We start from the raw sequence: 24,811 nt of genomic DNA, 5'->3' as shown, positions 1-24,811 counted from the left end.
TGAACCTGGTCCTCGAAGCACATCGACGCCGTCATCCTGTGCACCGGCTACCTGCACAAGTACCCGTTCCTGCCCGACGAGCTCGCGCTGGCCTCCCCGAACAACGTGTACCCGGACGGCCTTTACCGCGGTGTCGTGTGGCAGGACAACCCGCGTCTGGCCTACCTCGGCGCGCAGGACCAGTGGTTCACCTTCAACATGTTCGACGCGCAGGCCTGGTACGTACGCGACCTCATCCTGGGCCGCGCCGAGCTGCCGTCGGAGACCGAACGCTCCGCCTCCATCGCCGAGTGGCGGGAACGTTTCGAGAAGCTTTCCTCGGACGCCGAAGAGGTCCGCTTCCAGGCCGACTACGTGCGTGATCTGCTGCGGCAGACGGACTACCCCGAGTTCGACCTCGACCGGGTCGTCGAGATCTTCCTCGCGTGGAAGCGCGACAAGAAGGCCGACATCATGGGCTACCGCGACCGCGCCTACCGCTCGGTCATGACGGGAACCCTGGCCGCCGAGCACCACACACCGTGGCTCGAAGAGCTCGACGACTCGATCGAGCGCTACCTCGCCGAAGACCTCGCCAAGACCCCGCAGAACACTGAGCGCAGCCTGGCGGCGTAACTCCCCGAGGTCGGGGGCGGACCCCACTACGGGTCAGGGGCCCAGCAGCTCTCGCTGCGGGCCCCTGACCCGTATCCATGGGGTGGGCACAACTGGCGGAACCCGGCGAACACACCGGGACACGCACGACGATGCGCAACGGGCACCGGGAGAAGGTGCTGACCACGCAGGCCGGGGAGCTGGACCTGGCGATCCCCAAGGTCCGCACCGGCAGCTTCTTCCCCAGCCTGCTGGAACGCCGACGGCGCATCGACCAGGCCCTCTACGCGGTCATCATGGAGGCATACGTGCAGGGCGTGTCCACCCCCGCAGCGTGGACGACCTGGTCAAGGCCCTGGGCGGCGACACCGGGATCTGAAAAGAGCGAAGTCTCCAGGATCTGCGGCGACCTCGACGCGGAGCTGACCGTGTTCCGCACCCGGCCCCTGGACCACGCCCGCTTCCCCTGCATCCATCTCGACGCCGCCTACTGCAAGGCCCGGGTCAACCACCGAATCGTCTCGCAGGCCGTCGTCATCGCCACTGGGGGTACCCCCGGCCGAAGGCTGGGGGAGCATCACCGAGGACGGCGGCCGCGAGGTCCTCGGGCTGATGGTCGGTGACAGCGAGACCGAGGTCTTCTGGAGCCACTTCCCGCGCTCGCTGCGCGAGCAGGGCCTGACCGGAGTCCGCCTGGTCATCGCCGACCACCACAGCGGCCTGGTCAAGGCCGTCCGCAAGGTCATGCTCGGCGCCGCCTACCAGCGCTGTCGCGTTCATTTCCTGCGTAACGTCTTCGCGGTGATCCCCAAGGACGCCGCGGAGATGGTGGCCGCAACCATCCGCACGATCTTCGCCCAGCCCACCGCCGAGGCCGTCCGCACCCAGCTCGACACCGTCGCTGACATGCTCGGACGACAGTTCCCCAAGGTGAGGACGATGCTCCCGGAGGCCAAGGCCGACCTGACCGCCTTCGCGGACTTCCCCGAGCGACATTGGAAGAAGATCCAGTCGACCAACCCCCTGGAGCGGGTCAACCGGGAGATCAAGCGCCGCATCGACGTCGTCCAGATCTTCCCCAACCCCGGTGCCCTCGAGCGCCTCACCACCGCCGCGCTCATCGAGATGCACGACGAATGCATCGCCTTTCCCCGCCGCTACCGCCCCGAAGGCAGCATGGACAAGATCTATCCAGCTGAAGATCAAACCGACACGGTTACACCACTACAGGGGACATGACCCGGGCACTTGGCCCTTCGGTAGTACGCATCTCCGCTGACGCGAAGGCCTGCACGCCGCCGCCGGGTAATGCGCAGGCGTCCCGCCCCGTGCCTGTCCTATTCTGACCGCTGCCGTCCGTGCCGGGACGGGCTCGACGGAGGGGCGGCCGAGTGCCGGACGTGTACAAGATCATGCTGGACGCCGAACTGAGCAAAGCGTTCGACGTGTGGTCCGGCTATCTGAACGCCCGGACCGGCGAAGACCCCCAGACCCGTGCACGACTGCGTTCCACCTTGCAATCGGCCCGCGAGACGGCTGCCGCGGGCGATCCCGAGTCCGCACGCGCCCTGGTGGCGGACATGTACGACGACGCGCGAGAAGCGGCCTTCCCTGGGCTCCCGTGCTGCCTGGCCCCTGTGCGGCGGACCGGGAGGCGCGCGACTACGCCAAGGACGACCTGCGGGAGGTGCTGCCTCTGCACCTGCGTGACGAACTCGACAGCATCGCGATCTTCCTGAGCGTCACGGGCCGCCGCCTCCGGGCCGCCCCCGGCCTGGACACCGCCACCCACCAGGACATCCTCTACATCACGGCCCGCGCCGGCATGGCCCTCGACCTCGCCCACCCGACAGCAGCGCGACGGGAACTCGGACGCCTCAAGGGAATCGCGCGACGCTGTGGCGTGGAGCCCTGAGAACCGAGCGACAACGGCCGCGAGCTTTCCCGGGCTGCCCCGACCGAAGCCGCTCGGAGATCATCTACGGGAAGCCCCTGGGCGGCGGGGCCGGCATCGCAGGGCGCCGGCTGCGATCACATGGGTAAGAGCAACGGTCGGGGGCCGCATCCCGCGCTGGGGTGCGGCCCTCGGTGCATGTGGTCACGAGGTCCAGCCGCCGTACGGCACGGTGAGGAGTTCCATGGCGTGGCCTGCCGAGTCCATGAAGTACACGCCGCGGCCACCGTCGTTGACGGTGGTGCGTCGCTCGTGGCAGTGGGCGAGGAGACTGCTTCGGCAGCCACTGCTTCCCGGCGGACCGGCCGCCCGCCGTGCCCGTCCTCAGTCGACCTCCCGCACTCGTGCAGCGGTCCGCTCGGCGAGCTCGCGGACGCCCTTGGCGGCGTTGTCCGAGAGTTCGCCGAGTACGGCGTCGGCGGCGGCGAGGAGGGCACGGGTCTCCTCGGGGCGGCCGGCGTCGGCCAGGGCGAGGGTGAGCCGGTAGTGCTCCTCGGCGATGTAGCGGCCGAGGTTGACCTGCCGCCAGTGGCGCAGTGAGTCGTCGCCCGGGGTGGCCAGGGCGTCGCGCACGGCGGCCAGGCTGTCCGCCGCCTGCGGCAGCCGGCCCGCCTCCCGCTCCAGGCGGGCCAGGGTGTGCCGGGCCGAGGCCCGGTCCCATGCCCTCTCCTGAAGGGCGGCGTACAGACGCTGGGCGCGCAGCGCCTGGGGAAGGTCGCCGAGTTCCTCGAAGTCCCGGGCGAGCCCGCTCAGTGGAGCCGTGGCCAGGGTGCGGGGCACATCGGGGCGGCGGATTCTGCTCTGGTCCATGAAGATGCTGTCGAGTTCGCGGATCAGCGTCACCCGCGCAAGCTCCGTCATCCCCTGGTCCCGCGCCAGGTCGGTCCATGTGGAGACCGGCTCGTCCGACGGGTCCGTCCCGAACGTCGACTCGTCGAGCTCCCGCGCCCACTGTCGCAGCTCGTCCGCGCTCGCGCCCGGTTCCGGCATACCGCCCAGGCCGCACGCCGTGTCGAAGTCCGTCTCCCGGACTTCGAGCAGCAGCGGCAGATCTCCGGTGTCCCCGCGCAGCCCCACCAGCACGGCCGCGAGCCGCAGTTCGTGCGTCATCGACGACCGTGTCTCGTGCCGCAGCAGATGCCGCAGCAGCTCCGGATCGCCCTCGGCACGGTCGAACTGCGCGGCCCGCAGGGTGATCCGGCGCCGGACCGGGTCCTCGGCGACTTCGCGCCATGCCGTGTGGTCGCCCTCCCGCAGGCGGGCGAGATCGGCGCGGCCCGCCGCGAGCACGGGCTCCCACAGCGGTGGACCGGCCGGGCCCAACCGGTCGTACGCGCACCCCTCATCCGCGTTGAGCAAGAGGAAGTCCGGCTCGGTGCGCAGCAGCGCGGCACGCAGTCTGCCCACCAGCTCGACCGGGGAGCGCTCCGGGAAGCCCAGCGCCGCACGGAGCTCGGCCCGTTCCACGTCGATGCCGTAGTCCTCACGGATCTCGTCCTCGGTCTTCGCGACGCACGCCAGGACCTTCTCCTCGCCGTCGTCCGGCGACAGACGTGTGCAGTCGCGCCAGCCGGGCAGGCCGATCACGAGCTCCAGGGCCTCGTCGACACTGGAGCCGATGATCCCCGCAGCGCCCTCCGAGTCGGCGTAGAGCACCGAGCCGTCCGCGCACACGAAGTACGTGCCGCCGGTATCGTCCCCGGCCACGGTTTCCAGCGGCCCGCCCGAGGCGAGGCGGACCTCCTCGACGGGGCCGTGGGCGGCGCGGTCGAGGTCGAAGTCGAAGGGCAAGGCGGCCAGTTCGGCCAGACGGCGGTCCTGCCGCAGCAGCCGTAGCGCGTGATCGGTCATGTCACGGAACGTAACACCGTCCGAGGCCGGCACCGCGTTCACGGCCAGGGCGCCCGGCGCGAGCAGGGCGAGGCTTCGGACGCCGGCCTACGGGCCGGCCTGGATCATTCCGGCGTAGACCCTCAGCTCAGGGTGCCTGGTCGGCACCTTCCACCGACGCAAGGCATCCATGGCGCCGGACTGCCGGGCAACCTCTTCCCGGTCGGCGACGAAGCGCACGACACGCTGCTGCACGGTGCTCAGGTCACTGAAGGACTGCGGTGGTTCGGCGGGATCGCCCGGAAAAACCAGCGCGAACAGCGTGTCCGCTGTGTAGTACCGGTCGTAGAAACCTTCTGCACCCGCACGGTCGGCCAGACCGGCCAGCATGGCATCGACCGTCCGCAACGTCGTGGCCTCGGACGTTTCGGCCAGGGCCATCGCCGCGAGGCCGCTGTAGGAGCCGCTCAGGAACGACATCGTCCCGGTCTTCTCGGGCGGCCGGGCAACGACCTGCGTCAGTACGTCGACGACGGCCGTGCCGGCGATGCCGAACCGCGTCAACGCGAAGGCGGAGGCCCAGCGCAGCTCGACGATCGGGCTCTCCAGGTAGGGCTCGATGAAGGGGACGGTCGCCGAATCGCCGAGCAGGCCGAGGGCGACCACTCCCGTCGCCGCAGCGCCGGGCGAGACCTCATCGGCGACGAACGCCTTCAACAGCGGAACCGACGTCGCCGCGGACTCGGGGAACCACGCCAGCAGGTTCGCCGTCGCGGCCCGCAGTTCGGGGCTGCCGGAGGTCAGCAGTGTGGCGAGTGCGGGAAGTGCTTCCCGGACGGCGTTGTAGGAACGCACCACCGCTTCGGCGTCGATGAGCGCTTGCGCGCAGCTCCCCTCACGCTGTCTGCGCTGCTCGTCGTCCGCCGCTTCAGCGATCCACCGAGCCCAGTCGTCGGCTTCGCCGCGCAGCCGCGCCAGGCAGTCGCGGTCTTCCTCAGGGTCGTAGCCGTTCGGCAGATGGTTGTTGTCCAGTCCGATCGCTATGGCGGTCAACAGTCTGACGCACCCGTGCCTGTCGGCCGATCCCGGGTCGAGTGCCATCCGCACGAGGAACGGAACGGTGTACACCGCTGCTTGCGATCGCGTGCCCTGGTGCACGATGTGGTTCGCGAGCTGCGCACCCAGCGGGTACCGGCCCTCCCGAATCCCCGCCTGCATCGCCCGGAGGTGTCCGGGGACGTCGTCGGCCATGCCATAGGAGTGCCGCAGCTGGGCCCAGGGCACATCGTCCAGGCCGGCGAGAGGGTCGTCATCCGTCACAGCAGCAGATCCTGGCATACCAGGATTCCGATTCCGTCCTGCGATTCGATGTCTGATCAGGCGAGGGGCATGCGCTCACCCGCGCCCCGGGGTCGACGAACACACGCACGTCAGCTCATGGGAGCAGCGGGTCCGCCTACGGTGACGACGAGCCCTGCTGAGCCCGTGGCTCAAAGGGCACGAGGCCCTGCGCTCGCAGAATGCCGCACCGCACTTGGACCTCCGAACCACCGGCCGCTCGCCATACGGGTGACTGTGCTCGTACGTGACCGAGCTTCGTACCCGACTTGGCCCCGCCTCGTGTACAGCCGCCTCCCGTACAGGCGTCGCTGCTGGTGGCACGCCGGTCCGGGCCTCCACGCTGGAGACATGCACGGGCACCATCCCTCCCTCCAGCGGCACCGACCGCCCCCACGCACGGCCCCGGCAAGACCGTGAGGGGCATCACCGGCACCGCGACCGCGTGGTCCGGCCAAAGTGCCGCCCGGCTGAACGGCGCCCCGAAAGAAGCCACCCCTTCCCACCCCCACCAGGAGGCACCGATGTTCGCCCACTCCGACCGGCTCCCCACCGGGACGCCGCTGCCCGACGGCACCGCCACCCCCGCGCCGTGGGGGCTGCGCCGCATGGCGCCCTACCCGGCCCTCACCCCCTCGTACGCGCGCGTCGAGCTGGACCCGGCCACCCAGACCGGCCGCTACCTCGACGCCGCCGGACAGGTCGTGGAGATGCCCGGCCACGGGACCAGCACCGGCACCCGGCCCGCCACCAACACCGGCAACCCCTCCGACGGGTCGAGGCCCGGCGGCAGCGGTGGCGGCGACCAGGACTCCGGGAACGACACGGACCAGTGACCGACACGAGTCCGGTTCTGGTCGTCACCAACCTGGACGACCCCACGACCGACCTGGTGATCGACGAACTGCACCGCCGGGGCGTCCCGGTGGTGCGGTTCGACTCCGGGGACTTCCCCGGCACCCTGTCGTTCGCGGCCACCCTCACGGCGCACGGGATCGAAGGCACGCTGACCACGCCCACGCGCACGGCGGACCTGTCCCGCGTCCGTTCCCTGTACTACCGCAGGCCCTCCGGGTTCACCTTCCCCCACCTCGACCCCCAGACCGAGCGCTTCGCCCTCACCCAGGCCCGCTACGGGCTCGGCGGGGTCATGGCGTCGCTGCCCGGCTGCCTCTACGTCAACCACCCGCACCGCATCGGCGACGCCGAGTTCAAGCCCTCCGGGCTCGCCGCCGCGGCCGCGTGCGGATTCCGTCTGCCACCCACGACGATCACCTCCTGCCCGGTCGCCGCACGCGCCTTCGCCGAGACCCACGGCCCGGTGATCTACAAGCCGCTGTCCACGCCGCTGTACCGGATCGACGGCGTCTCCTGCACGGTGGAGGTGCGCGAGGTCACCGCCGACGAGATCGACGACACGGTGGCCGGCACCGCCCACCTCTTCCAGCAGCGGATCGACAAGACCGGTGACGTGCGCGTGACCGTCATCGGCGACCGGGTCTTCTGCGTCCGGATCGACTCGGACCTGCTGGACTGGCGCACCGACTACACACGGCTCCGCTACCGCGTGGTCCAGCCGCCGCCGGGCGTCCCCGAGGCCCTGCGCGCCTACCTCGACCACTTCCGGCTGGTGTTCGGCGCTTTCGACTTCGCCGTGGACCGGCAGGGGCGATGGTGGTTCCTGGAGTGCAACCCGTCCGGGCAGTGGGCGTGGCTGGAACCGGAGACCGGGCTGCCGATGGTGGCGGCGATGGCGGATCTCCTGGAGAGGAGGACGGTATGAACGACGAGGAGTTGAGGGCACGGCTCGTCGAGCGGCTGACCGCCGGCGGCCACCTGCGGACCGGGCCCTGGCGTGAGGCCGTGTCCGCGGTCCCTCGCCACGCGTTCCTGCGCGGAGGCTTCTTCCAAGAGGTCGACGGCTCGACGCCCACCGCCTGGACCCCGGTCATGCCGGACGACCCGCGGTGGCCGGCGGCCTGCTACGACGACGTCTCCCTGGTGACGCAGGTCGCCGGGACCGTCGTGCCCGGGGACGTCCGCGGGGAGATCATGCGCGCTCCCACCTCGTCCAGCACCATGCCCGGCCTGGTCGTGCGCATGTTGGAGGACCTCCGGGTCGACGCCGGCCACCGTGTCCTGGAGATCGGCACGGGCACCGGATACTCCACCGCCCTGATGTGCCACCGGCTCGGCGACGACTCGGTGACCTCCGTCGAGGTCGACGAGGACGTGTCCACCCGCGCCCGTGCCGCCCTGGGACACTGCGGGTTCGCCCCGGACCTGATCGTCGGCGACGGCCTCGCCGGACACGGAGCCGGGGCCCCCTACGACCGGGTGATCGCCACCTGCGGGCTCCTCACCGTCCCCCGCGCGCTGATCGAGCAGACCCGCCCCGGAGGGATCGTCCTCGTCACCCTCTGCGGCTGGCTGTACTCCTCCGAACTGGCCAGGCTCACCGTCCACGAGGACGGCACGGCGTCCGGCCGCCTCCTCGGCGGGCAGGTCTCCTTCATGCTCGCCCGGCCGCACCTGCCGCCGCCGCTGGGCATGCTCCCCGACCTCGACGAGGGCGACGAGCGGCAGGCCGTCCTCGGCACCGACGCGATCGACGACTGGAACACCCGGTTCGTCGCCCAACTCGCCGCGCCACGCGCTCAGTACGTCACCCTCACCCGCGAAGGCCGCACGGAGCACCTGTTCCTCGACGTCGACACCGGCGCCTGGGCGATGCTCCGGGAGCACGACGGCCGGTGGACGGTCCGGCAGAACGGGCCGTCCCGCATCTGGGACGCCGTCGAGGCCCACCTCACCCGCTGGCGCGGCGCCGGAGCCCCGCCGTTGGAGCGGTTCGAGATCACCCTCACCTCCGAACAGCCGACGATCACCTGGCCGGACCGCTGATCCGTCTCCCCCGCACGCGCTCCGGCCAGACCCGGAAACAGATCGCCTCATCACGCAGTTCCTGGTGGCCTGAGTCGGGAATTCGCTTCGGATATCCCGACTCAGGCCACTGGATGATCGCTTCCAGGGGATCGATGCGTGCACAAGGCGGGGGAAGTGGGCAGCCGGAGTGCTGCAGACCATGTGCCGTAGGAGGCCGGAAGGTAGCTTGAGGCCATGGAACAGCGCATCAGTCTGGTCACCCTGGGAGTTACGGATCTGGCCCGTGCCCGACGTTTCTACGAAGCATTGGGCTGGCGGGGCCAGGAAGTCGAGGAGACCGTCTTCTTTCAGGCGGGCGGTCTCGGTCTGGTGCTGTGGGGGCGTGACAAGCTCGCCCGCGACAGCGGATTCGAGGAGGGGCCCTCGACCGGTTTCGGAGGGATCGCTCTCGCACACAATGTGCGGTCCCGGAGCGAAGTCGATGCGCTCCTGTCCGAGGCCGAGCGGGCCGGCGGCAGGGTCACCAAGACAGCGGTCGAGTCCCTCCACGGCTTCTACTCGGGGGCCTTCACCGACCCGGACGGTCATCCGTGGGAGGTCGCTCACAACCCGGGCTTTCCGCTCGCCGAGGACGGCTCTCTCACTCTGCCCGACTTCGGCGCCCTCTGAGTGGGCGGTCGTGCGGTAGCCGTGTCGTGGTCGTCGGACCCGTCCGGCAGGGAATTGTCCGGTCGATCGCCGGGTTCATGAGTCGGTACCCACGATCTCCAAGGAGCCGACATGTCCGACGAACCTGCCGTCCGCGAACTCCGCTTGGTGGTCACGGCAGCCGACTACGATGCGGCGCTGCACTTCTACCGCGATGTCCTCGGCCTGACCGAGCGCGGCGCGTTCGCCTCCCCCGACGGGCGGGTCACCATTCTCGACGCCGGCCGAGCCACCTTGGAGCTGACTGACCCGAACCACGCTGCCTTCATCGACGAAGTCGAGGTCGGGCGGCGAGCAGCCGGCCACATTCGGGTCGCCTTCCAGGTCGACGACTCCGTCGCCACCACGTCGAAGCTGGCCGCCGCCGGAGCCCAGGTGGTCGCCGAGCCGACGCGCACCCCGTGGAACTCACTGAACTCCCGGCTCGAGGCACCGGGCGCTCTTCAGTTGACCCTCTTCACCGAGCTCGACGAGTAGGCGTTGTGTGGCTGTGCTGGGCACAGCCACACATGGCCGCACCGGGTCCTGAAGAACCTGTACGGGCCGGTCGGGGGCATGTTCGGCAAGTTCTACGCGGGAGAAGAGGAAGTCACCGCGGCCGGCGGACGAATCCCGGCCGCCCCCGCTCGGCTGGCCGTGGACTGGATCGGTGACGCACCGCTGTGGCGGTCCCTGGCCCTCGCCCGCAGGCCCGAAGGGAGCGGATCGCGCGGGACGAGTAGGCCTGAGGGGCTGCCCCGCGATTGATCTTGGGGCGTGCCGGTCCGGGGGTGTCTTGGACGAGGTTCGTCGGCCGCAGGCGAACGGTGAGAAGTGGCCCCGCCCTCGAACGGGCGGCCGATCGACCACCCGGGCCCCGGACGGCCTCTTCTCGCCGGCTGCGCTTGTGCGCCCGCCCTCGTCGGGCCGCCGGTCGAACAACCTGGTGGGGCCAACGGAACCTGTCCCGGTGGGGCCGCCGGAGTCCGTCGCAGACACTGGGGGGGTTCGGCGGGCTGGTGGTTCAGCACTCGCCGGCCGGCCCGTTACTCGTACCGGTACTTCAGCGAGTCCGCCTCCGCCTGCTCGATGTCGGCGACCGTCAGCTCCGGCATCCGCAACTGGGCCAGCGTCACCTCGGCCGAGGTCGGCTGGGCGTCCGCCGGCAGCCACTGCTCCGGCTTCCAGGCCCCGCTGCGCAGGAACGACTTGGGGCAGTGCGGGTAGACCTCCTCGATCCCCAGCACCAGCGCACTGGCCGGCGGCTTGCCCACGGCGGTCAACTGCGACAGCAGCTCCGGGCGGGTGGAGACGCAGGCCCGGCCGTTCACCCTGAGCGTCGTGGTGCGCCCCGGGATGACGAACAGCAGCCCGGCCCGCCCGGTGGCGATGACGTTCTGCAGGGTGTCCAGCCGCTTGTTGCCGGTCGCGTCCGGTATCGCCACCGTCCGTGCGTCCAGGACGGCGACGAACCCGGCGGGGCCGCCGCGCGGGGAGACGTCGCAGTTGCCCTCGGCGTCCACGCTGGCGACCAGGACCAGCGATGAGCATCCGATCAACCGCCGGGTCTGCTCGGTGAGTTCGGTCATCTGCTTGCGCACGGCCGCGTCGCCGGGGAGTTCGTACACCCGGCGCAACGCCTCCCGGTCGGGCACGGCGTCGAGGCGGAGCGAGTCGAAGGCACTGCCGGCAAGGGGGGTCGTCATGCCCCGACCCTAACGGGCCGACCTGCGATCGGCCTTGGCCGGTGAGTGCGGGGACGGAGAGACACCCGCGCGAGTTGTCCGGTGGGTGACGATCAAACAGGCTCGCGCGACCATGCCCCGTCCTGCCTTCTGCGGGCTGTCGCGCCGACATCCGGACGAGTCGGTCGCAGAACTCGCCCCGCACCGGGTGTGGAACCGGGCGCGCTGGGAGAGGGCCGAGGTCCTGTTCGAGGCGGGGAGGGTGCAGCAGGCACTGGACGCCGTCCGGCCTGGCCCTTTGGCTTCACGGTGATCGCGCCACGTGCGAGAGTGGCGGCCATGCCGCGTCCTGGTCACCACCTCCGATCCCTCAGGTTCACGTTCGGGTTCGCCTCGACGTGCTTCACGGCATGCCGGGAGACAGATGACCCGGCTCTGCAGCACGCCTTGGCGGACAGGGCGACGCTCTGCGGCATCCCTCGGCGTCGGGTGACGGTCTACCGCTGTCTGTTCGTCGCGAAGAGGTCCGGAAGGTGCTCGGACTGCCGGGTGCGGGCAGTCGACGCCATGTCCAGGCCCTGAGTCGGAGGGCGCGCTCGTGCAGGCACAGCAGCCCGCCGTCCCGTGTACAGCGCACTCCCGTACAAGCGTCGCTCCTGGTGGCGCGCCCATCCCAGGCGCCACGCTGACCGCATGCACAGCCCTTCCTCACAGCGGCACCGGCCCTCCGGTCCCACGATGCCCACCGAGTTCGCCATGTCCTTCACCTCCACACCGCGAGGCGCCCGCCTGGCCCGGCTGTTCGTCGCGCACTGCCTGGACTCCTGGGGCCACCCCTACGACAGCGACGTCAACGAGACGCTGACCCTGGTCACCGCCGAGTTGTGTGCCAACGCCATGCAGCACGGGCGGGTACCCGGCCGGGACTTCCACGTCCGGTTGACCACCGAGGCGGACTGCGGGCCGGCGTTCCGCGTGGAGGTCTCCGACACCCGCGCGGAACGCCGGCCCGCCGTCACCGCGCCCGCCGTCACCGCGCCCGCCGACCCCGACGCCGAGTCCGGCCGCGGCCTCCTCCTCGTCGCCGCCCTGGCCGACGACTGGGGCGTCACCGACCGCCGTTGCGGTCCCGGCAAGACGGTGTGGGCGTTGGTGAGCACCGCGTCGAGCAGCCGACCCGGCGCCCATCGGCAGCCCCCCTCGGATCGCCTTGCCGACCTGCCGCCGAGCCCGTGACCACCGGCTCCACACGGCCGGAGGCAACTCACCGAACCAGCGATGTACCGAATGCCGCGAGCCACGGCCATGATGTCAGTGGCCCGGCCTAATCTGCTCGACGTGCCCGGCCACCTCTCTCCGAACCGCGCTCCCGCCGCCATCCGGGCCGCGTACGAACAGGATGGGAACACAGCAGCGTGGACGACGCATCCGGCCCACTCCCCCACACCGCGATCACCGACCCGATAGGTTCCGTCCCATGCCTGGCCGCCTCCTCGAACTGCACGTCGAGAACTTTCGCAGTCTGCGCGACGTGACCGTGCCGCTCGGTCCGCTCACGGTGTTGGTGGGCCCGAACGGGGCGGGCAAATCCAATGTGCTGGATGTGTTCGACTTCCTTGCCGACATCATCCGCACCGATCTCCAGCCGGCGCTCGACACGCTCGGCGGTTTCGACGAGGCGGCCTTCTGGGGCGGGAGCAAACCTCCGACCACCATGCGCATCCACCTCAAGGCGACCTGGACGACCAACTCCACCCTCAACGCGCCGGACGAATACAGCCTCACCATCCGGCGCCGCTCCCTGCGGTCGAAGGGCACCGGCGAACGATCGCCCTATTACGCCCTTTCCCGCGAGGAGAGCTTCGCGTTCAAGCGCAAGCAAGGGAGCGGTCGACGCATCAAGATCTCGGGTGAGGAGGCACACATCCTCGACATGCGGGCGGGCCAGAGCAAGGACAGCAGGAGCTTCGGCATCCAGCGGTTGAGCAGCGGCCTGTCCACGCTTCCCCGGCTCAGGCCCGCCGACGGCGGGGACGAGGTGACGCGGGTCGCGGACCGACTGTCGTCGTTCCGGGTTTTCGACGTCGACGTGGAAGCCGCCCGGCAGCCGACCCGCCTGCGCGGTACGGATTTCGCCGCCCTCTCGCCGCATGCCGAGAACCTGGCCGGATTCCTGATCCACCTCAGCGGCCGTGAGGAGATCTGGGACGATTTAGTGGCCGACGCCCGTACGGTCCTGCCGCAGTTGGAGAACATCGAGTTCGAGGAGGTCGGCGGGGCGACCGACCAACTGACCGTCGTGCTGCGCGAGCGCGGCCTGCGCCGCCCGACCCCGCTCGCCTACGCCTCCTACGGAACGGTCCGCCTCCTGGGGCTGCTCGCCCTGCTGTACGACCCCAACCCCCCGGCGTTCACCTGCATCGAGGAGATCGACCACGGTCTGCATCCGCAGGCGTTGGAACTCGTCGTGCAGCGGCTGCGCGAGGCCGCCGAGCGGACGCAGTTCATCGTGGCCACCCACTCGCCCGCGCTCGTCAACCGGCTGCGTCCGGAGGAGTTCGTCGTGTGTGACCGCGACGAGGACGGCGCGTCGATCATCCCGGCCCTCACGGTCGACGAGGTGAAGGACATCGTCGAGGCGTCCGGTGAACAGCCGCTCGGGGAGCTGTGGTTCTCCGGAGTGCTGGGTGGCGATCTCACCGGAGGTGAGCTGTGACCCCGAAGGGACGGCAAGGCGGCGGACGTGCGCCCCGGGCACAGGAACGGGGCGTCATCGTGCTGGCCGGTGAGGACCGGAACGACTGCGAGATCCTGGCCGCACTCATACGCGCCCACCGGCCCGACCTCGGCGCGGCGGCCAAGCTGGTCCGCATCAACGACCCGGTGCGGCTACGCAGGAAGTCCGGCCCGAAGCTCGCCGATGCCGTGGAAGCGCTGGTCGGCAAGGCGCGGGCCAAAGCCCGCCTGGAGCGGGCCGAGTTGCTCGGCTTCGTCGTCCACGAGGACCTGGACGGCTACACCGACACCCACTACGACCGGATCCGCAAGACGCTGACCGACGAGTTCGCGCGCCAGTCCCCCGGGTCCCGGACGGCGCTCGCGCTCGCCGCGTGGGAGAGCGAGGGCTGGCTGCTGCTCTTCCCGGACGCCTTCCCCCATGTCCGCCCGCGCTGGAAGGTCCCCGCCCAACTCCTCGACAGGGACACCGGCCGCCTCAAGGACGCCAAGGAGGAGCTGAAGCGTGGGCTCGGCTCACCGGTCTTCCGGGAGAGCGACGGCCCCACGGTTGCCCGTGAGGCACTGCAGCATGGGCTGATCCCTTCCCCGCGCGGCAGCAACGGCTCGTACGCGGACTTCGTCGGGGACCTCACGGGCTGGACCTGACCGTCGGACCGTACACCTGTGCCACATTTGCCCCGTTGACCCCTTTCACGTAGGTCCGGGATTCGACCAGGTGGGTGTCGTTGTCCGAGGTGGCCGTTATGTTGGGGGCTGATCGTCACGGTGCCGACGCCTGGCTGTCACGGCGTCGCGCACCCGGCGGTCGTGGTAACCGTCCTGCCCGAAAGGTCCTCGTGAAGCCCACCCTGGCCGCCGCGCAGCTCCGCGGCAGTCTGACGCAGTACCTCACGACGACGTACGCGCTGGCCGACGAGGACACGCGGCTCGCGCTGGAGCGGTTCCTCGGGGATCCGGAGACGGGCATCTTCCGGGGGCCGTACCTGCGGATCAGGACGCCGTTCCATCCCGCCGACGACGGGTGGCGGTCGGCGCTGGAGTGGCAGCCGTCGTTCACTCCGTGGCGGCACCAGGCGAAGGCGTGGGAGCGCCTGAGCACGTACCAGGGTGCGGCCGAGCCGACGCTCGTGACGACCGGCACCGGGTCCGGCAAGACCGAGTCGTTCCTGATCCCCGTGCTCGACCACTGCCGGCGGCAGAAGGCGCTGGGCCGGCGCGGGGTGAAGGCCGTGCTGCTGTACCCGATGAACGCGCTCGCCACCGACCAGGCCGGCCGGATCGGCGACTACCTGGCGCAGCCGGAGCTGGCGCAGGTGACGGCCGGTCTCTACATCGGCGACAAGCCGGACACGGACTTCAGGCGGGTGATGACGCGGCGCGAGGAGATGCGCCAGTCGCCGCCGGACGTGCTGATCACCAACTACAAGATGCTGGACCTGCTGCTGCAGCGGGCCGAGGACCGGCCGCTGTGGGAGGGGGCCGACCCGGCGTACGTGGTGCTGGACGAGTTCCACACCTACGACGGCGCGCAGGGCACCGACGTGGCGATGCTGCTGCGGCGCCTCGCGTCCGCCGTGGGCGCCTCCAAGCCGGAGCGGCCGCTCGGTGCGATCTGCCCGGTGGCGACGTCGGCGACCCTCGGTGAGGGCGGGGGCGACACCGGCGGCATCCTCACCGTCGCCGAGCAGGTGTTCGGCGTGCCGTTCGATGCGGACGCGGTGATCGGCGAGGAACGGCTGAGCGCCGACGACTTCGTCGGCGACATCGACTACGAACTGCCCGAGCCTCCCGGCCCCAAGGACGTCATCGAGGTCTCGGGCGGGCCGGGCGTGGAGTCCGACCCGGACCGGCTCGACCTGGACGGGCTCGCCGAGCGGCTGCTGGGGCGGCGCGGCCTGGACGCCTTCCAGATCGGGCGGCTGCTGAAGAAGCACGACTTCACCCACGGGGTCCTCGCGCTGCTGAACGGCGAGCCGCTCGACGAGTGGGGGCTGCGGGACCGCATGGCCCGCTTCGGGTACGCGTGGGCGCGCACCGCGCGGGAGAACCCGCGGCTCGCGCTGGAGGCGCTGTCGCGGTTCGTGGCGCTGCTGTCGTCCGCGCGGGACCCGGAGTCCGACGCGCGCCGGCCGCGTCCGCTGCTGCACATCGAGGCGCACCTGTGGGTCCGTCCGGTGGGGCGGGTGCTGAGCGGGGTGAGCGGCCGGCCGGAGTTCCGCTGGTACGAGGACGAGCGGACCGTCGCGCGGCGCTCCGCGCTCACCGCGGCGTCCGCGTCCGAGGACCCGTCCGAGAGCGACGACTGGCCGACGGCGGACTCGCGGCGGCCCCAGGCACTGCCGGGTTCGGACACCGTGCAGCGACCGGCCCAGGCCCATCTGCCCGCGATCTACTGCCGTGTGTGCGGCCGTTCGGGCTGGGCGGCCCTGTCCCCGGAGGCCGACCCGCAGAAGCTGGAGACCGGTCCGCTGAAGATCTGGCAGGCCGCCGTCGGACGGGACAAGCGGCGGCTGCGGTACTTCATCGCGGCGACCCCGGCCGAGGCGCGGGACGCCCTCGCGGCGCTCACCGGCACCGCGCCCAAGCAGGCGGGCGGCGTCGATCCGCAGTCCGTCGTGGTGCTGGACGGGGCGCAGAGCACCTACCGCATGCCGGTCGCCGGGGACGGGGAGGGGCTGCAGGACGCCTGGTTCGCGCGGGCCCTCCTGGACAAGAAGACCGCCGACCAGGCCGCCCGGGACGACACCTGCCCGGCCTGCAACACGGACAACGGCATCAGGTTCCTCGGCACCGCGCTCGCCGCGCTGGCCTCCGCGACGGTCACCCAGCTGTTCACCGGCGGCCAGGAGATCGCGCTGGCGCCGGAGGAGCGCAAGACGCTGCTGTTCAACGACTCCACGCAGGACGCGGCGCACCGGGCCGGGTACGTCGCCAACGCCTCGTACAAGTTCTCGCTGCGCTCGCTGCTGGCGCACCGGCTGGACGACACCGGTGCGCCGCTCCCGCTCAACGACCTGATCGGCGACGTCCTGGACTCCGTGGACGACCCGCAGGCACTGGCCGCCGTCGTCCCGCCGGACCTGCACGACGAACCGGGCGTGGACCGGCTCCTGTCGGGGCGCGGCACCGGGGACGCGCGGACCTGGAAGCTCATCGGGGAACGGCTCGCGTTCGCGACCGTCATGGAGTTCGGGCTGCGCTCCCGCCTCGGGCGCACCCTGGAGCTGACCCGGACCACGGCCGCGGAGGTGGTGGTCGCCGATCCGGACCGGATCGTCGCGCTCGCCCGCGACCTGCACCTCACGCTGCCGGGGCAGTTGGGGCTGGACGGCGGCCTGCCCACGCCCGAGCGGTACCTGGCGTACGTGCGGGGGCTGCTGGAGCGGGTGCGGCTGCGCGGTGGCGTGCGGCACCGGTGGCTGGAGACCTGGATCAAGGAAGCGGGTGTCAACCAGTACCTGATCTCCGGCCGGCGGCCGGAGGGGATGCCCGCCTTCCCCGAGGGGTACGTGGCGCCGCCGAGGTTCCTGCTCGACGGCCCGAAGGAGAAGTCGAAGTTCGACACGATCACCGGCCGGGGCACCTGGTACCAGGACTGGACGCGGCGCTGCCTCGGCCTGGACGCGGTACAGGCGACCGAGTACCTGCGCAGGCTGCTGCCCGTCCTCGCGGACGAGGGCGTGCTGTCGGTGCGCACCGCCAAGGACCGCACGACCCGCGTCTACGGGCTGCAGCCGGGCCACATCCACGTGCGGCTCCTGACGGACGACCTGGTCAACAAGGCGTTCGTGTCCTGCGAGGAGTGCGGCTGGCAGCAGGTGGTGGTGCCCGAGCGGCGCACCCGCTGGTACGGGCACCCCTGCCCGCGCTGGCGCTGCACCGGCCTGCTCACCCCGCCGCAGCACGGCGTGTCGTCGACCGGGGCGGGCAGCGGCGGCTTCGGCGGGAAGCTGGAGCGTGACTACCGGGCCGACTACTACCGCCGCCTGTACCTGACCGGCGGCACCTACCGGGTCGTCACGGCCGAGCACACGGGCATGCTGACCCGGCCCGAACGGGAGCGTGTGGAGCGCACGTTCCGGCAGGGCAGTCACTACACCGACCCCAACGTGCTGTCCTGCACGCCCACCCTGGAACTGGGCATCGACATCGGCGACCTGTCGGCGGTGCTGCTCGGTTCGCTGCCGGGCGGCCCGGCGAACTACGTGCAGCGGGCCGGGCGGGCCGGGCGCAGGACCGGCAACGCCCTGGTGGTCGCCTTCGGCGGGCGCCGGGCCCGCGACCGGTACTACCTGGACGACCCGACGGAGATGATCGCCGGTGACATCGTGCCGCCGGGCTGCTACCTGTCGGCCGTCGAGATCCTGCGCCGCCAGTACACGGCGCACCTGCTGGACCGGGCGGCGCGCGGCGCGCTGACCACGGCGGACGGCGAGCCGCTCATGCCGGTGCCGCGTCTGTCGTCGGCGCTGTTCGGCACGGAGAGCTGGTGCCAGGACCTGTCGGAGGCGGCGCTCACCCACGGGGCGCGGCTGGTGGAGGAGTTCCTGGCACTGTTCCCGCAGGCGCCCGGCGGCCCGGACGACGACCGGGGGGTGTCCGCGCACGCCGCTGGCGAGCTGCGCGCCTACGCCACCGGCGGCATCGCGCGCACCCTGCAGGAGGCCGAGGAGGAGTGGACGGCGCGTCGTGAGGAGCTGCGCCGCCGTATCGCCGCCATCGACACCGCCGTGGACGGGCTGCTCGCCGAGGACCGTGAACAGGGCGCGGAGCGGCGCGAGTTGCTCGCGGAACGGCGGGCCACGGGCGAGTTGCTGCGCCAGCTGAGCCAGACCAGTGCCCACAGCGCCCTCGTCGAACTGGGGCTGCTGCCCAACTACAGCCTCACCGACACGACGACGTCGCTGGAGGCCACGCTCTACTGGAAGGAGGCGTCCGGGGAGGACGGGGAGGACGGGAACACCGAGGCCCAGGAGGGCGACGACGGCCGCCGGAACCAGGTGTACCGCAGCGAGATGCGCGACTACGAGCGGTCCCGCAAGCTGGCCCTGACCGAACTCGCGCCCGGCAACAGCTTCTACGTCAACGGCTACCGGCACGTCGTGCGCGCCCTTGACATCGGCGGCCCCGAGCGGCGCGCCTGGGCGGTGTGGCGCCTCTGCCCGGCCTGCGGGTACGCGCGCACGCACGGCGATCCGAGGAACGACACCTCGCCGTGCCCGCGGTGCGGTTCGCGGGAGATCGCCGACGCGGGCTGCGTGCACCACGTCCTGGAGCCCCGGCGGGTGCTGTCCCGGGACAAGCGGGACGACGCCCGGGTCCGGGACGACCGCGACGAACGGGACCGGAGGCGGTACGCGGTCCTCACCACCGTCGACATCGACCCGGCGCACCTGGCGGCCGGATCGTGGCGGCACGACACCGCGGTCTTCGGCGCCGACTTCACGCGCAGGGCCGTCGTCCGCACCCTGAACCTGGGGGTCGACCGGCAGGACGGCAGCAGCACGGTCCCGCTGGCCGGGGACGACGTACGGCTGAACCCGTTCTACGTGTGCACGAGTTGCGGCGGTGCGACGGCCGACGGCCGACCGGTCGTCGACCAGTCGCAGCACGCGCTCACGGCGTCCCTCGCCCGTTCCACCCGTGCGAGCGCCCACCACCAGCTGTGGTGCCCGCGCCGACGGCTGCGCGGCAGCGGGGAGGAGCAGGGCGCCGGGCTGGACGTGCCGCTGCTGCTGGCGCACGAGCTGACGACGGAGGCCGTCCGCATCCTGCTGCCGGCGTCCGTGGCGCGGGCCGGGGAGCGGCTCGCCTCGTTCACCGCTGTGCTGTTCGCGGGCATAGCGGCCCGCTACGGCGGCGACCCCGACCACATCGACATCACCGCCGCGTCCATGCCGGACGGCGAGGACCGCGACTGGCCGCGCCGGTTCCTCGTGGTGTACGACCGGCTGCCCGGCGGCACCGGTTACCTGCACCGCCTGGCGACCTCCGACGGCTTCCGCGAGGTCCTGCTGAAGGCCCGTGAGGTGATCGAGAACTGCGGCTGCCGGGAGAAGGGACTCGACGGCTGCCACCGCTGTCTGCTGCGCCGCGTACCGCCGGCCGACTACGACAAGGTCAGCCGCAACGAGGCCCGGCAGATGCTCGACGAACTGCTCGGTGCGGACGGCGAACGCTGGTACACCTCGTCCGTCGCCACCACCCAGCACATCCCGATGCACCAGCAGGCCGAGAGCGACCTCGAAGTCCTGTTCATCGACACGCTGCGCGAGTGGGCCAAACTTCCGGAGAGCCGTGCGAGCGGTGACGCCTACATCACTCCGGCCGGCACCCACGCGCTGGACCTGCGGCTGACCGCGGCCGACGGCACCACGCTGAGCTGGCGGGTGTCGCAGCAGCGCGTCCTCGACGGCACCCGCCCCGACGTCCTCTTCGAACGGGTCGACGCGCCGGGCCCGCGTGTGGCGGTCTACCTGGACGGCTACGAGTTCCACGCCGGCCGTGCACACAACCGCGTCGGCGACGACGCCGACAAGCGCACACGGCTGCGGGCCGAAGGGCTCAGGGTCTTCCAGCTCACCTACGGCGACGTGACGGGGTGGCAGCGCCACGTCCGGGACACCGGTTACGCGGGCGCGGGACCGGCCGACCCGGTGTGGGAGCCGTACGACGACCGGGCCCGCGGCCAGGCCCGCGGCTACTACGCCACGGTGTGGGGCGCCCTGCCCGGTGAGCTCGCGGAGACGGTGTGGGTCAATCCGGCCGTCCAGCTCATGGAGTATCTGCGCCGGGCCGGACGCGAAGCGCTGGCAGGGGCGTGCGGAGGCCGCCCTGGCGGGCTTCAGGGGCGCCGGGGCCCACCCCGTCGCCCTGCCGCCGGACGCGCTCGGCGAGCAGATCACGGCGGTGCTGCGCGGAGGGACGCCCACCGGGCCGCGCGGCCCGGTGCATCTGTTCACGGTCACCGACCGGTCGGGGCTCCCGCTGGTGTTCGCCGCGGACGGCCGGGCGAAGCCCCCCGCGTGGACCGGCATCGCCCTCCTCGACGACGCGCCGGGCGTCCATGCCCAGGAGGAGGCGCACAAGCGCCGCTGGCGGGCCTGGCTGTACTGGTCCAACCTGCTGCAGTTCCTGGACACCGGGGGCGGTGACGCCGTCCAGCTCACGACGGGCCGTCTCGACGGGTTCCCGGTCGAGACCCTGGCGGTCACGGGCGGCAGCGGTGTCCTGGAGAGTGTCCGCGTCACGCTCGCCGCCACCGCGACCACCACCGCCACCGTCGAGGGCACACCCGCGTCCGCCGAGGTTGCCGCGCCGTCGCCACGGGCCCCGGCCGCCGCGGAGGTGTCCGCGACGGGCGCCGCCGCACCCGTCCGGGACGCCGCGTGGGAGCAGGTCCTCGAATACCTCGACCCGGACGAGCCCGGCCTGCTCGCGCTCGCCGAGGCCCTCGCCGCGCGTGGTGTCCCGGTCCCCGAGGACGGCCACGAGCTCGACGAGAACGGCTGGCTGGCCGAGTTGGCCTGGCCCGCCGCGCGCGTCGGTGTCGTCCTCGCCCCGCGCCCGCCGGAGGGCGAGGACGAGGATCCGGAGGCCGTCGACCGCGACCGCGCGTTCGCCGCGGCCGGCTGGGAGGTGCGGCCCGCCGCCGACTGGACCGCGGACGACATCGCGGGCCGCCTCGACGGCGCACCACCGGCGCCACCGTCCGGCGACCGGCGACATCCTGACCAGCCCGACGGCACCACCACGGAGAACGGGGAGAACGAACAGACGTGACCGGCAAGAACGTGACGCTGCGCCTGCTCGACAAGGCGGACCGGGAGATCCTCAAGCTCCCCCGCCCGGTCAAGGGCGCGATCTACGACTTCCAGCACAAGTTCAAGACCAACCCCGACTCCGCGGGCCTGCGTCTCAAGCAGTTGCAGGGCCACGACAAGCTGTACTCGGCACGCGTCAACGACGAGTACCGCGCGCTGCTGCTGCGCCTGGCGGACGACGACTGGCTGATCGTCTCGGTCAAGCACCGCAAGGACGTGTACGCGCACCTGGACCGGCTCACGTACTCGGTCAACCGCGTCACCGGCGGCATCGAGTACGTGGACCTGCAGGTCGTGCAGGCGGAAGTGCTCACTCCCCCGGCCTCGCGGACCGCCGCACCGACCGCCGCACCCACCGAGCCCGTTGAGCCCGCCCGCCCCGCCGAGCCGACCGCTCCCGAGTCGGCCGCTCCCGAGCCGCTGTTCGCGAAGTGGTCGCAGCAGCAGCTCACCGATCTGGGTGTGGCCCCGTCCCTGCTCCCGGTCGTCGCCGCGCTGACCACCGAGGACCAGCTCCTCGGACTCGCCGAGTACGCGCCCCAGCTCACCGGCGAGGTGCTGCTGGCGCTGTACGACGGCAAGGGGTACGACGACGTCCTGGAGCAGGTCACCGCACCCGTCGCGGCGCCGGAACCCGTGGACCCCGAGGACTTCCGGGCCGCCGCCGAACGTCCCGCCACCATCGTCACCACCACCGACGACGCGCTGCGCGAGGCGCTGGAGGGCGAGGACTTCGGGCGTTGGAAGGTGTTCCTGCACCCCACGCAGGCCAAGCTCGTCTCGCGGGACTACAGCGGTCCCGCCCGCGTGGGCGGCGGGCCCGGCACCGGCAAGACGATCGTGGCGCTGCACCGGGTCAGGCACCTGGTCGAGCGGCTCCCGGCCGGTCGGAACAAGCCGGTCCTGCTGACCACGTACAACAAGAACCTCGCGGCGGACCTGCGTTCACGGCTGCTCGCCCTGGGCGGCGAAGCGCTGCTGTCGCGCGTCGAGATCAGCCACGTCGACCAGCTCGCGCTGCGGGCCGTCCGGGAGGCGGAGCCCGGCAACCGCAAGCGGATCATCGACGAGGCGCAGGCGGTCCGTGAATGGCGCTCGCTCCTGGACGAGCTCGGCGAGGACGGCTGGGACGCGGAGTTCCTGAACGACGAGTGGACGCAGGTGATCCTCGGCCAGGCCGTCACCTCCCGCGCGGAGTACTTCCGGGTGCGCCGCGCCGGCCGTGGCGGCACCGTCACCCGTGCCCAGCGCGCCGAGATCTGGCAGCTCGCCGAGCGGTTCACCCAGCGCCTGGACCGGCTCGGAGCCCAGACGTGGGACCAGGTCGCTGAGCGGGCCGCGCAGTTGGAGGCGGCGCGCGCCCGGCGCATCCAGGCCATCGACCGTCAGCGGGAGGAAGCGGGCGGCCTGGACAACATCCACGTGGCCGACGGTTCGGGAGGCTGGCTGCGCTACCGGTACCGGCACATCGTGGTCGACGAGGCTCAGGACCTGCGGCCCGCGCACTGGAAGATGCTGCGTGCGATGACCGCTCCGGACCGCAACGACCTCTTCCTGGTCGGTGACACCCACCAGCGCATCTACAAGAACCAGGTGACCCTCGGCAGCCTCGGCATCAACATCCGCGGCCGGTCGTCGAAGCTGTCGCTGAGCTACCGCACCACCCGGCAGATCCTGCGCTCCGCGCTGAACGTGCTCGGCGACGAGACGTACGACGACCTCGACGGCAGCACCGAGACGCTGGCCGGGTACCGGTCCGTGCTCAGCGGTGCCGTCCCGGACCTGCACCGGCTGGACGACTGGGAGGACGAGCGCGAGGCGATCGCCGCCCTGATCGAGTCCTGGGGTGAGGTGCCGCACGAGCAGATCGCCATCGCCGTACCGACCAACCACATGGCGCGCGAAGCCGGGAACACGCTGGCCCAGCACGGCATCCGGGCGCTGGAGATAGGCCCGGACGGACCCCACGGCGACAGCGGCGTCCACATCGGCACGATGTTCCGGTTCAAGGGGCTCGAGTACCAGCGCATGATCATCGCCGGGGTGACCGACGGGCTGGTGCCGCATGCGAGCGTCCAGCAGCGGCGGACCACGGACCCGGCGCGCTACCGGACGGAGATGCAGCGCGCCCGGTCCCTGCTCTTCGTGGCGACCACGCGCGCCCGGGACAGCCTGGACGTCTTCTGGCACGGGGAGCCGAGCCCGTTCCTCAAGGAACTGATCAAGGTCCGGCCGCCGGTCGGGGCATGACCGGCCCTTGGGGCACGAGGAACGGCCGCCGGGGGTCCTCCGGCGGCATCCTGCGGGTCGCGAACGCCGGATCCGGGGCCGGCAGGTACGGGGCGAGGGCGGCGTACACTTCCGCCGCCCCGCCGGGGCGGTCCTCGGGACGCTTGGCGAGCAGTGCGTGCAGCAGGTCCTGGAGCGCGGCCGGGGCGTCGACGCCGCACCCGGCCAGCCGGGGCGGGGGCGCTGTGAGGTGCTGAGTCGCCAGCTCGGCGGGGCCCTCACTGTGGAAGGGGGGCCGGCCGGTGAGCATGTGGTGCAGCAGGCACCCCGCCGCGTACAGGTCGCTGCGGCCGTCCAGCGGCTGTTCGCCGGACAGGAGTTCGGGCGAGGCGTAGGCGATGTTGCCGAGGGTTTCCCCCGTCATGGTGAGCCGCGGGTCGGTGTCCGAGAGCACCTTCACGAGGCCGAAGTCGAGGATCTTCACCAGACCGCTGGTGCGGACCATGACGTTCTGCGGCTTGAGGTCGCGGTGCACCAGGCCGGCCGCGTGCGCGGCGGACAGCCCGGAGCACAGTTGCGCGGCCACGGAGACCGCGGCGGACATGGGCAGGCGGCCGTCGTCGGCTCCGTCGACGACGTTGTCGAGGGTCGTCCCGTCGACGAGTTGCATCACCAGGCAGCAGACGTCCTCGGTGACGGCCGCGTCGTACACGGTGGTGATGTTGGCGTGGTCCAGCCGTGCGGCGGCCTTGGCTTCCCTCTCGAAGCGCGCCAGGGCGGTGTGGCGCCAGTCGGGCAGGGCGAGCAGGTCCGCGGCGACGGTCTTGACCGCGACAGGACGGTCCAGATACACGTCCGTCCCCTGCCAGACGTGCCCCATCGCCCCTCGGCCCAGGATCCGGTCCAGCCGGTACCTGCCGCGCAGAACCTTGCCCGCAGCGAACTGCTCCACGTCCACTTCCTTCGGTGAGCCCCAGCGGCATGTCGGTGCACGAACTTGCCTGGCCGAAGGCCCGCCGTCGACCGCCCGTGCAGAAGAAGTCAAC

The 24,811-nt window shown here is 71.6% G+C and carries 17 protein-coding genes and 2 pseudogenes; 14 read left to right on the top strand and 5 right to left on the bottom strand.

All coding sequences use genetic code 11. The features are described 5' to 3' along the window. Positions 1-21 precede the first annotated feature (21 nt). The 4 genes from ACVW19_RS30030 to ACVW19_RS30015 all read left to right on the top strand — a co-directional run bounded on the left by ACVW19_RS30030 (position 22) and on the right by ACVW19_RS30015 (position 2,509). Positions 22-615 carry a hypothetical protein gene (locus ACVW19_RS30030; RefSeq protein WP_457464839.1) on the top strand — a complete coding sequence of 198 codons (594 nt, stop codon included), beginning with the start codon at positions 22-24 and terminating at the stop codon, positions 613-615. A 131-nt stretch (positions 616-746) separates the two neighbouring features. Further along, the gene (locus ACVW19_RS30025; protein ID WP_457463322.1) at positions 747-1,217 is read left to right on the top strand and encodes a transposase; all 471 of its coding nucleotides are present in this window, start codon (positions 747-749) and stop codon (positions 1,215-1,217) included. Next, a complete protein-coding gene (locus ACVW19_RS30020; protein ID WP_457463321.1) occupies positions 1,207-1,833 on the top strand; it encodes an IS256 family transposase in 627 nt (208 codons plus the stop codon). Before ACVW19_RS30025 ends, ACVW19_RS30020 begins: the two co-directional genes overlap by 11 nt. Before the next feature lie 382 nt (positions 1,834-2,215). Beyond that, complete coding sequence (locus ACVW19_RS30015; protein WP_457463320.1) at positions 2,216-2,509, top strand: hypothetical protein; 294 nt, start codon at positions 2,216-2,218, stop codon at positions 2,507-2,509. 183 nt (positions 2,510-2,692) lie between these two features. Here ACVW19_RS30015 and ACVW19_RS30010 read toward each other — a convergent pair. The 3 genes and pseudogenes from ACVW19_RS30010 to ACVW19_RS30000 form a co-directional block, all read right to left on the bottom strand. Next, positions 2,693-2,785: pseudogene (locus ACVW19_RS30010) on the bottom strand (VOC family protein); the annotation flags it as partial. Positions 2,786-2,872: 87 nt separating this feature from the next. After that, positions 2,873-4,399: a hypothetical protein gene (locus ACVW19_RS30005; protein ID WP_457463319.1), complete on the bottom strand. Its 1,527-nt coding sequence runs from the start codon at positions 4,397-4,399 to the stop codon at positions 2,873-2,875. Positions 4,400-4,486: 87 nt separating this feature from the next. After that, entirely contained in the window at positions 4,487-5,629 is a 1,143-nt protein-coding gene (locus tag ACVW19_RS30000; RefSeq protein ID WP_457463317.1) for a HEAT repeat domain-containing protein, read from the bottom strand. Positions 5,630-6,240: 611 nt separating this feature from the next. On the opposite strand from ACVW19_RS30000, the gene tgmA reads away from it, so the two are divergent. From tgmA to ACVW19_RS29975, 5 genes are all read left to right on the top strand, one after another. Further along, entirely contained in the window at positions 6,241-6,552 is a 312-nt protein-coding gene (gene tgmA / locus ACVW19_RS29995) for a putative ATP-grasp-modified RiPP (protein ID WP_381023313.1), read from the top strand. Then, positions 6,549-7,499, top strand: a complete 951-nt coding sequence (gene tgmB, locus ACVW19_RS29990; protein ID WP_457463315.1) for an ATP-grasp ribosomal peptide maturase — start codon at positions 6,549-6,551, stop codon at positions 7,497-7,499. Before tgmA ends, tgmB begins: the two co-directional genes overlap by 4 nt. Continuing rightward, positions 7,496-8,620: an ATP-grasp peptide maturase system methyltransferase gene (tgmC, locus tag ACVW19_RS29985; protein WP_457463314.1), complete on the top strand. Its 1,125-nt coding sequence runs from the start codon at positions 7,496-7,498 to the stop codon at positions 8,618-8,620. The genes tgmB and tgmC overlap by 4 nt, the downstream gene beginning before the upstream one ends. A gap of 216 nt (positions 8,621-8,836) precedes the next feature. Further along, the gene (locus ACVW19_RS29980) at positions 8,837-9,271 is read left to right on the top strand and encodes a VOC family protein (protein WP_457463313.1); all 435 of its coding nucleotides are present in this window, start codon (positions 8,837-8,839) and stop codon (positions 9,269-9,271) included. 111 nt (positions 9,272-9,382) lie between these two features. Then, positions 9,383-9,787, top strand: coding sequence for a VOC family protein (locus tag ACVW19_RS29975; RefSeq protein WP_453758582.1), 405 nt, complete (start codon positions 9,383-9,385; stop codon positions 9,785-9,787). Between the two features lie 548 nt (positions 9,788-10,335). Here ACVW19_RS29975 and ACVW19_RS29970 read toward each other — a convergent pair. Continuing rightward, on the bottom strand, positions 10,336-10,995 hold the full coding sequence (locus ACVW19_RS29970; RefSeq protein WP_457463312.1) for an MSMEG_1061 family FMN-dependent PPOX-type flavoprotein: 660 nt from the start codon (positions 10,993-10,995) through the stop codon (positions 10,336-10,338). Positions 10,996-11,712: 717 nt separating this feature from the next. Between ACVW19_RS29970 and ACVW19_RS29965 the strand changes: the two genes are divergently transcribed. From ACVW19_RS29965 to ACVW19_RS29945, 5 genes and pseudogenes are all read left to right on the top strand, one after another. Beyond that, on the top strand, positions 11,713-12,210 hold the full coding sequence (locus ACVW19_RS29965) for an ATP-binding protein (protein WP_457463310.1): 498 nt from the start codon (positions 11,713-11,715) through the stop codon (positions 12,208-12,210). Positions 12,211-12,451: 241 nt separating this feature from the next. Continuing rightward, positions 12,452-13,690, top strand: a complete 1,239-nt coding sequence (locus ACVW19_RS29960) for an AAA family ATPase (RefSeq protein ID WP_457463308.1) — start codon at positions 12,452-12,454, stop codon at positions 13,688-13,690. After that, complete coding sequence (locus tag ACVW19_RS29955) at positions 13,687-14,358, top strand: hypothetical protein (RefSeq protein ID WP_457463306.1); 672 nt, start codon at positions 13,687-13,689, stop codon at positions 14,356-14,358. The genes ACVW19_RS29960 and ACVW19_RS29955 overlap by 4 nt, the downstream gene beginning before the upstream one ends. 191 nt (positions 14,359-14,549) lie before the next feature. Then, positions 14,550-21,495: pseudogene (locus ACVW19_RS29950) on the top strand (DEAD/DEAH box helicase). After that, positions 21,492-23,786, top strand: a complete 2,295-nt coding sequence (locus ACVW19_RS29945) for a UvrD-helicase domain-containing protein (RefSeq protein ID WP_457463305.1) — start codon at positions 21,492-21,494, stop codon at positions 23,784-23,786. Before ACVW19_RS29950 ends, ACVW19_RS29945 begins: the two are co-directional and overlap by 4 nt. Here ACVW19_RS29945 and ACVW19_RS29940 read toward each other — a convergent pair. Continuing rightward, positions 23,758-24,717, bottom strand: coding sequence for a serine/threonine-protein kinase (locus tag ACVW19_RS29940; RefSeq protein WP_457463303.1), 960 nt, complete (start codon positions 24,715-24,717; stop codon positions 23,758-23,760). The genes ACVW19_RS29945 and ACVW19_RS29940 overlap by 29 nt on opposite strands. Positions 24,718-24,811: the final 94 nt, after the last annotated feature.

Source organism: Streptomyces sp. TE5632 (assembly GCF_054061295.1).
This window is presented reverse-complemented; position numbering and strand designations above follow the sequence as displayed.